This is a genomic window from Arthrobacter humicola, from assembly GCF_039531445.1.
In the GTDB taxonomy this organism is placed as follows: domain Bacteria; phylum Actinomycetota; class Actinomycetes; order Actinomycetales; family Micrococcaceae; genus Arthrobacter; species Arthrobacter humicola.
Genome location: NZ_BAAAQB010000019.1, coordinates 162,614 through 170,972, shown reverse-complemented (window position 1 = coordinate 170,972; position 8,359 = coordinate 162,614). Strand labels below are relative to the sequence as shown.

Here is an 8,359-nt window from a genome sequence, read left to right as displayed (position 1 = left end):
AGAGTGGCACCGCAGCACCTCAACGCGGCCTATGGCGGCAGACCGGTCAGTGGCGGCGTCATCCGGGCTGACGTGCCGGCCGTGTAATCACGGACCCGGCAGCGACGGCAGTCCGGTCGGTAGTCACGGCACCTCGACCTTCCGAACAGCCCACGAGATTCCAGACCACCTCTCCAGTTATCTCGATCATGGAGATAACATCGGACTGTGAACGATGCGATGCCGAAGGACCCCGGCAAACCTGTTGTTGATCCTGGGCCGGATGCAGCGAGTGGAGCCCGTGGGCCTGAATCGTCCGCCCCTGCGCCGGACCCCGCCGATTTGGAGTCCCCACACCTAAGGTCCGCTCAGGTCAACGCGGCTGGAACCGAGTCGCCGGGCTTCAGGTCGGCGGTGCTGAACTGGAGCGGCGCCTTCGCCGCCGCCGCGCTGATCGTGGTTCCGCTCTGGATGCTGATTGGCAACCCTGCAGTCCTCGGCGGCCACCCCGCACTGCCCGTGCTGCTGATCGTCGCGGCCGTGGCAGGTCTGCTCTGGGCGTTCATCCTGGTCAAACGCTCGACTCTGCTCGAACGCTGGAGACTGAACAAACAGCAGAATCCAAGAGAACACGGGCAGAAGAGGGTCAGCGTGTCATCCTGGCAACTGATTCGCGGCCTCGCTGGCAGGATCGTGGTCTTGGGGGTCGTCGCGGCGTTGTTGTGGCTCAACCCGTTCCCCTACCAGCCAAGCGGCACCGCCGGCCAGACCACCGCACCCGGCGGAACCACCGGAACCGCCGCGAAAACCAGAACCGCGACCATCACGGAGGACGCCACCTCGATCACCCTTGTTCCGGAAGGCAAAGCCACCACGGGGCTCGTCTTCTACCCGGGGGCCAGAGTCGATGCACGCGCCTATCAGGACATCCTGCGCCCGCTTGCAGACGCCGGCCACCTGGTAGTCATCCTGAAAACACCCCTGGGCATCCCCCTGCTGAACACCGGCCAGGCCAGGGAAGCCATGGACCGGCACCCCGAGATCGGTTCCTGGGCTGTCGGTGGTCATTCCTTGGGAGGAGTGAGTGCGTCCTCCTTCGCGAAGTCGAATTCCAATGTCTCCGGACTGCTCCTGTTTGCCTCGTACCCGGCCGAAAACATGGCAGACGCCCCCGGCCTCTCGGTGCTGTCCATCTCCGGCTCGAATGACGGCCTGAGCACTCCCGACAAGATCGTGGCGTCGAAATCCCTACTCCCGCCGAACACCACCTACGCAACGGTCGTGGGCGGCGTGCACGCGTTCTTCGGGGACTACGGCGAGCAGCCCGGGGACGGCGAGCCGGGCATCTCCCGTGAACACGCGCAGCAGCAGATCGTCGCTGAGTCGCTCAGCTTCATGGACCAACTCCAAGCCAGCCGCTAACAGCAACCAGGCGAAGGCCCCTCCGGAACCGCACGAAGTCTGCACCGGCGGAGCGCTCCATCCGCTACCGGCCCGCGGCGTACCCCTGCGCACCGCGCGGGTTCGCGGCCGCCTGCAGGACGCCGGTTTCAGGATCCCGTACGACGGCGGACAGCCGTCCCAGCGTCCAGTCACCAGCCCGGGTGACAATATGGCCCCGGCGCTCCAAGCCCTCGATGACGTTCTCCCCCAGCCGGCCTTCGACGACGGCGCCGCCCGGCTCCCACGTGCGCGGCCAGAAGGACCCGGGCATCGACGTCGTATGGAACGTCGGCGCGTCGATTGCCTGCTGCGGCGAGTACCCGCCCACGATGGTCCGCAGCAGGTAGGGCAGCTGCCATTGGTCCTGCTGGTCTCCTCCGGGCGAACCCAGTGCGGTCACGGCCCGGCCGCCGCGCAGCACGAGAGTCGGCGTCAACGTGGTCCGCGGGCGCTTGCCGGGCGTCAGCGTGGACGGCGTGCCGGGTTCCAGCCAGGTCATCTGCAGCCGGGTGCCGAGGCAGAAGCCCAGCTCCGGGATCGCGGGCGAGGACTGCAGCCAGCCACCCGAGGGCGTAGCCGAGACCATATTGCCCCAGCGGTCCACGACGTCGATGTGGCAGGTGTCGCCCCGGGTCTCACCTGTCGGCGCCACGGTCGGCTCCCCGATGCCCAGGGCCGCGTGACGACGGGACCCCACCCCGCGCCTGCCGCCAGCCGCGCCGCCGTCGAGCGCAACACCTGCGGCGCCGCCACCCGACCGTCCAGCGGCCACCGGCGGCACGTACTCGGTACGGAGGGGCGGGAGATGCGGCTCGCGCCCCGGCACGGAACCTGGCCGGAAGGCGTGGGACGCTCGGTCTGTGATCAAGGCGCGGCGGCTGGCGCAGTAGTCGGCCGAGAGGAGGTAGTCCAGCGGAACGTCGGTGTCCCCGTAGTATGCCTCGCGGTCTGCCAACGCAAGCTTCTGCGCCTCCAGGATGGTGTGCGCACCCAGCTCCGTGGACGGGTCCAGGTAACGGTCCTCGAAACCGTCCAGGATGGCGAGTGTCTGGAGCAGTGCCGGCCCCTGGCCCCACGGGCCGGTTTTGGCAATTGTGTGGCCGCGGAATTCCACGGTGGAGGCGGCCTCGTACCTGGCCTCGAACCCTGCCAGATCCGCCAAGGCCAGCACCCCGCGGTGGTCCATGCCCGAGGAGTTCCGGTGCGGGGCCTGAACCGAATCCACCATGGCCCGGGCCACGAATCCCTCGCGCCACTCGCGCCGGGCCGCATCAATCCGGGCCTCGCGGGACGACGCGCCGGCACCGGCTCCGACGAGCCGTTCCAGCGTCCGCGCATAGGCCGGATTCCTGACCACCTCACCCTCAGCCGGGATTCTGCCGCCGGGCATCCACAGCTCCGCGGAGGTGGGCCAGTGCGCCTGGAACAGAGCGGCCACGGCCGCAATGGTGGTTCCGACCCGGCCCAGCATCGGGTGGCCGTCCCGTGCGTAGCCGATCGCGAAGTCCAGCACGGTCTCCAGCTCCCAGGTGCCGTGGTCACGGAGCAGCAGGAGCCAGGCGTCGACGGCGGCAGGTACCGCGGCGGCGAGCGCACCGGAGCCCGGCACGAGGTCCAGGCCTTCGGCAAGGTAGTGCTCCACGGTGGCCCCGGCAGGTGCGGGACCCTGGCCCATCAGGACTACCGGCTTGGACGGTTCGTCTGCCGTGACAAACACGCCGGTCATGTCGCCGCCGGGTCCGTTGAGGTGCGGCTCCACCACATGCAGCACGAACGCCCCCGCCACGGCGGCGTCGAAGGCGTTACCGCCGCGTTCCAACACGGCTTGGGCCGCCGCCGTCGCGAGCCAATGCGTGGATGCGCTCATCCCGAACGTGCCCTGCAGTGTGGGGCGGGTGGTGAACGGATCCGGGCGCGTGAACGCGGCCGGGCCGGTGTGCTGCCGGTGCAGGGAATCTTCGCGCGCCACGGGGTCAGCCAAACAGTGCCGCCACCCGGGTCAGGGTCTCGTACACTCCATAGGCGAGCGGCACTCCCACAAGGCCCCACGCGATGATCAATTTTCCGGTCGACGGTTCCACCGGTGTCTGCGCATTACTCATCTCAAGCCTCCAAGGCGGGTTCTTCGGGCCGGACACGGCCGGGACGTGGTTCGTGGAATCGCGCATCCACTGGCGTGACCAGCAGGTTTGCCACGAAGCCGACCACCAGCAGCCCCACCATGGTCAGCAGGGCGCCCTGATAGGACGCGGCCGTGAGCGCGCCGGGCTTGCCCTGCGCGTCCAGGAAAGCGTTGACGATCAACGGACCGGCGACGCCGGCCGCGGACCAGGCGGTCAGGAGGCGGCCGTGGATGGCACCCACCTGGAACGTGCCGAAGAGGTCGCGCAGGTAGGCGGGGGCGGTAGCGAACCCGCCGCCGTAGAAGGAGATGATGATAAATGCGAGCGCCACGTAGAGAACGGTGGACGTCGAGCCGGCCAGCGCGAGCACGGTGTAAAGCAGGGCGCCGACGCCGAGGTACACCATGTAGATTCGCTTGCGGCCGGTCACATCGGAGGTCGCTGACCAGGCAAAGCGGCCTGACATGTTGCCGATGGACAACAGCCCGACGAAGCCGGCGGCGACGGCGGCACTGACCAGGGAGGTGCCGTCGGACTGGCGGAAGAAGTCCTGGATCATCGGGGCGGCCTGTTCCAGGATGCCGATGCCTGCCGTGACATTGCAGAACAAGGCAATCCACACGAGCCAAAACTGCCGCGTCTTCACCGAGTTCCGGGCGGAGACGTTGTCCGTCGTGACCAGAGCGGCGGCCTTGACCTTGCCGGGGTCGAAACCTGCCGGTTTCCATCCCTCGGCCGGGACCTTGATGGTGAAGGCGCCGAACATCATGTAGGCCAGGTAGACGACGGCGAGGGTCAGGAAAAGCTTGGCCACCGAGTCGCCGCTGGCCACCCAACCCTTGGCGCCGGAGTTGGGGTCGTACAGCTTGAGCAGTGCCGTCGAGACGGGGCTGGCGATCAGGGCGCCGCCGCCGAACCCCATGATCGCCATGCCGGTGGCCAGCCCGGGCCGGTCAGGGAACCATTTGATGAGGGTGGACACCGGCGAAATGTAGCCGATCCCCAGCCCGATGCCGCCAACGACGCCGTAGCCCAGGTATACGAGCCAGAGCTGGCTGCTGAAGATCCCCAGGGACCCGATCAGGAAACCGCTGGCCCAGAACACGGCAGAGGTGAACATCGCCTTGCGCGGCCCGTTCCTGTCCACCCACGTGCCCATGATGGCGGCCGAGAGGCCCAGCATCACGATCGCGATGGAGAAGATGACGCCGATCTCGGTCAGGCTGGCACCAAAGTGCTTCACCAGAGCGGTCTTATAGACGCTCGTCGCGTACGCCTGGCCGATGCACAGGTGCACGGCGAGCGCCGCAGGCGGCACGAGCCACCGGTTGAATCCCGGCGGTGCGATGGTTCGTTCGCGGTCCAGCCAGCCCATAAATGTTCCCCCTGCTCGTCAACGACGTCGGTGTCCAGCACACTGAGGCGAAGGGTCACTCACACAGACCGTTGCCTCCGGCAATCATGGTGCAGATCGTCAGCAAACGTATTATTTATGCGCCGAGCGGTAGCTGTTCAGCGATGAGCGGTAGCCGAGTGGATGGCAATAGCGTCCGGGGGGCTACTTGCCGAGGCCTACTTGCCGAGGCCGGCTTTTCGGAGCGCCTCCGCCATCGCGGTGTTGACGGGCGACGGCGTGGACCTCGGCTGGGAGGCCGACCGTTGCGGCTGGGACTGTTGCGGCCGGCCCTGCTGCTGGCCTGCCTGCTGCTGTCCGCTCCGGGGCTGACCGGCCCGCGGCTGAGCTGGCCGCGACGTGTCAGGCTTAGGCGTGCCGGGACCGTTGCCTGCCCGGCCCCGGGACGAAGGTGAGCTGCCGCCGGAAGCTGCCGGTTCGTCGTCGAGCCTTAGCGTGAGGGAGATGCGTTTCCGCTCCGGATCGGCTTCCAGCACCTTGACCCGGACCACCTGCCCGGACTTCACCACTTCGCGCGGGTCGGAAACGAACCGGTTGGCCAGCGCAGACACGTGCACCAGCCCGTCCTGGTGCACGCCGACGTCCACGAATGCGCCGAATGCCGCCACGTTGGTCACCGTACCCTCCAGCACCATGCCAGGCCTGAGGTCTGAGATCTTCTCGATCCCTTCCGAGAACGCCGCTGCTGCGAAGGCCGGACGGGGGTCCCGGCCGGGCTTCTCGAGCTCGGCGATGATGTCCTGCACCGTGGGCAGGCCGAAGGATCCGTCGACGAAGTCCTGCGGGTTCAGCGCGGAGGCCGGGCCGGCCTTCGCTGCCGCCTTGATCTTCCGGGCGACGGGGTACGCCTCCGGGTGCACACTGGAGGCATCCAGCGGCTCAGCTCCCCCGGTGATCCGCAGGAAGCCGGCGCACTGTTCGAATGCCTTGGCCCCGAGCCGTGGGACCTTCTTCAGCTCGCTGCGCTTCGCGAACGGGCCGTGTTCGTTCCGGTAGGCGACGATGTTCTCGCTCAGCAGGGGCCCGACGCCGGCCACCCGGCTCAGCAGCGCCGGCGAGGCCGTGTTGACGTCCACGCCCACCGCATTCACGCAGTCCTCGACGACAGCGTCCAAGCTGCGGTCCAGCTTCGCGGCCGTGACGTCGTGCTGGTACTGCCCGACGCCGATCGACTTCGGCTCGATCTTCACGAGCTCCGCGAGCGGGTCCTGCAGCCTCCGGGCGATCGAGACGGCACCCCGCAGGGACACGTCCATGCCCGGCAGCTCGGCGGCAGCGAGCGCCGATGCCGAATAGACCGATGCTCCGGCCTCGGACACCACGATCTTCTGCGGTTTGGTTTCTGATCCGGTGCCGAGCTGCTTGATCAGTTCGCCGGCGAGTTTGTCCGTCTCCCGCGACGCGGTGCCGTTGCCGATCGCCACGAGTTCGACGCCGTGCTTCTTCGCCAGGCCCACGAGGGTCCGCAGCGCCTCGTCCCATTTCCGGGCCGGGGCGTGCGGGTAGATCGTGTCCGTCGCAACCACTTTGCCGGTGCCGTCGACCACTGCGACCTTCACGCCGGTCCGCAGTCCCGGGTCCAGCCCCAGGGTGGCGCGGTTCCCGGCAGGTGCGGCGAGCAGTACATCGCGCAGGTTGGCCGCGAACACGCGCACGGCTTCGTCCTCAGCGGCGGCAAACATCCGGCTGCGCAGGTCGGCGGTCAGCCGGGCCAGGACCCGCGAACGCCACGCGAGCTGGGCCGTCTGCAACAGCCAGGCGTCGGCGGGCCGGCCGCGGTCGGCGACCCCGAGGAACCTGGCCACGGCGGCTTCGTAACGGCCGCGCGCCGCGGTGAGGGCGGCGTCGTCGTCCGGTGCGGCCTCGGCGAGGTCGAGCTCCAGCACGCCGTCTTTTTCGCCGCGCAACAGTGCCAGAACGCGGTGCGAGGGCATCCCGGACGGCTGCTGGGAGAACTCGAAGTAGTCCTTGAATTTCTGGCCCTCGGCCTCCTTGCCCTTCTTGACCCGGGACACCATCCGGCCCTGCATCCAGAGCCGTTCGCGCAGCGTCTCCGCCAGGTCCGCATCCTGGGCCACACGCTCGACCAGGATGGAGCGGGCACCGGCCAGCGCTGCGGCGGCGTCCCCGATCGAATGTTCGGCGTTGAGGTACTTGGCGGCTTCGCGCTCCGGGTCCAGCTCCGGGCGCTTCAACAGCGCGTCGGCGAGCGGCTCCAGCCCGGCTTCGCGGGCGATCTGCGCCTTCGTGCGCCGCTTGGTCTTGAACGGGAGGTAGATGTCCTCGAGGCGCGACTTCGTGTCGGCCCCGACGACGGCGGCCTGCAGTTCCGGGGTCAGCGCCCCCTGCGCGGCGATCGCCTCGAGGATGGTCCGACGCCGGTCCTCAAGTTCGCGGAGGTAGCGCAGCCGCTCCTCCAGATCGCGCAGCTGGGTGTCATCCAGCGTCCCGGTGGCTTCCTTGCGGTACCGGGCGATGAAGGGCACGGTGGAGCCGGCGTCGAGCAGATCCACGGCGGCCTTGACCTGCCAGGCCTGCACGCCGAGCTCGGCCGCGATCTGGGCGGCGATGCCCGATTCCTGGGTCTGCGTGGACGCGGCCCTGGGCGACGGGCTGGAGGCGGGTGAGGCGGGGCGCTGCGGGAGTTGGGTCACCCTGTCCATTTTGCCCTACCCGGGTCAGCGGCCCGATTCGGCCAGCGGAGTAACAGGCTCCTGCACGTCCTGAACAACCTCGTTGTGGCGCAGGAGCCACGGTTTGAAGGGCGGATCAAAGCGGGCAAACCGTGGCGGGCCCACGGCCGTCAGCCCGGCGACCACCAGTGCTGCCTGGAGGCCAGTGTTGTGCCGTTCAAAGGCGGCTTCCGACCCGCTGCCCGTGAACCGAAGAGCAGCTGCCAGGGACCCGGGAATGGCCCGCACCTTGACATCGGGGTTCGCCGGGACCGGGGCGGCCTCCGCCGTCAACCCGGCGGGGAGCACAAAGGCCACCACAAAATCAGCAGGATCTTTGCTTCCCGGCAGCGGACCACTCTGCAGCACCGGGGCGGTCATCGCCAGCTTCTGCGAAGGACCGAGCTCCTGGATCACCGGTGCCGTCATCGCCAGCTTCTGTTGGGCCGTATTGCTGCCGGTGATGTAGTTGAACAGGTGCCGGAAGGCGGCATTCCCGGCCCGGTCAAAGGTTGCGTTGACCTGTATTTCGGCCACAACATGCGCGGGATAGCGGCGCAACTCGAAGTGCGCGTATCGCCGGACCAGCTCATAGGGTTGCTGTTCAGTCATAGTTCTCAGACCCTACGCCGAACCGGCGACAGGAACCAGATCCGGACTGCTCCCCTGGTTCGTGGTTTTTGGTTCCGGCGTGATTGTCAGAGGGCTTTGATACCTTGAACAACAGA

General features: G+C 68.1%; 6 protein-coding genes. 1 reads left to right on the top strand and 5 read right to left on the bottom strand.

The genetic code is table 11. The annotated features are described in order from the left end of the window. The first annotated feature begins 393 nt into the window (after positions 1–393). Positions 394–1,401 (top strand): alpha/beta hydrolase, encoded by a 1,008-nt coding sequence (locus ABD243_RS07210; protein ID WP_344363765.1) that lies wholly within the window; start codon positions 394–396, stop codon positions 1,399–1,401. Positions 1,402–1,465: 64 nt separating this feature from the next. Here ABD243_RS07210 and ABD243_RS07205 read toward each other — a convergent pair whose 3' ends face one another. From ABD243_RS07205 to ABD243_RS07185, 5 genes are all read right to left on the bottom strand, one after another. Next, positions 1,466–3,289 carry a gamma-glutamyltransferase family protein gene (locus ABD243_RS07205; RefSeq protein ID WP_344363783.1) on the bottom strand — a complete coding sequence of 608 codons (1,824 nt, stop codon included), beginning with the start codon at positions 3,287–3,289 and terminating at the stop codon, positions 1,466–1,468. Positions 3,290–3,395: 106 nt separating this feature from the next. Continuing rightward, entirely contained in the window at positions 3,396–3,524 is a 129-nt protein-coding gene (locus ABD243_RS07200; RefSeq protein ID WP_344363762.1) for an MFS transporter small subunit, read from the bottom strand. A gap of 1 nt (position 3,525) precedes the next feature. Next, positions 3,526–4,920 carry an OFA family MFS transporter gene (locus ABD243_RS07195; RefSeq protein ID WP_344363759.1) on the bottom strand — a complete coding sequence of 465 codons (1,395 nt, stop codon included), beginning with the start codon at positions 4,918–4,920 and terminating at the stop codon, positions 3,526–3,528. 197 nt (positions 4,921–5,117) lie between these two features. Continuing rightward, positions 5,118–7,622, bottom strand: a complete 2,505-nt coding sequence (locus tag ABD243_RS07190; protein ID WP_344363757.1) for a Tex family protein — start codon at positions 7,620–7,622, stop codon at positions 5,118–5,120. Between the two features lie 15 nt (positions 7,623–7,637). Then, positions 7,638–8,243 (bottom strand): SOUL family heme-binding protein, encoded by a 606-nt coding sequence (locus ABD243_RS07185; protein ID WP_344363755.1) that lies wholly within the window; start codon positions 8,241–8,243, stop codon positions 7,638–7,640. Positions 8,244–8,359: the final 116 nt, after the last annotated feature.

Excerpts from the sequence above, each read along its gene's own strand:
- ABD243_RS07200 (WP_344363762.1), bottom strand. The coding sequence starts at position 3,524 with ATGAGTAATGCGCAGACACCGGTGGAACCGTCGACCGGAAAATTGATC.
- ABD243_RS07205 (WP_344363783.1), bottom strand. The coding sequence starts at position 3,289 with ATGAGCGCATCCACGCATTGGCTCGCGACGGCGGCGGCCCAAGCCGTG.
- ABD243_RS07185 (WP_344363755.1), bottom strand. The coding sequence starts at position 8,243 with ATGACTGAACAGCAACCCTATGAGCTGGTCCGGCGATACGCGCACTTC.
- ABD243_RS07195 (WP_344363759.1), bottom strand. The coding sequence starts at position 4,920 with ATGGGCTGGCTGGACCGCGAACGAACCATCGCACCGCCGGGATTCAAC.
- ABD243_RS07190 (WP_344363757.1), bottom strand. The coding sequence starts at position 7,622 with ATGGACAGGGTGACCCAACTCCCGCAGCGCCCCGCCTCACCCGCCTCC.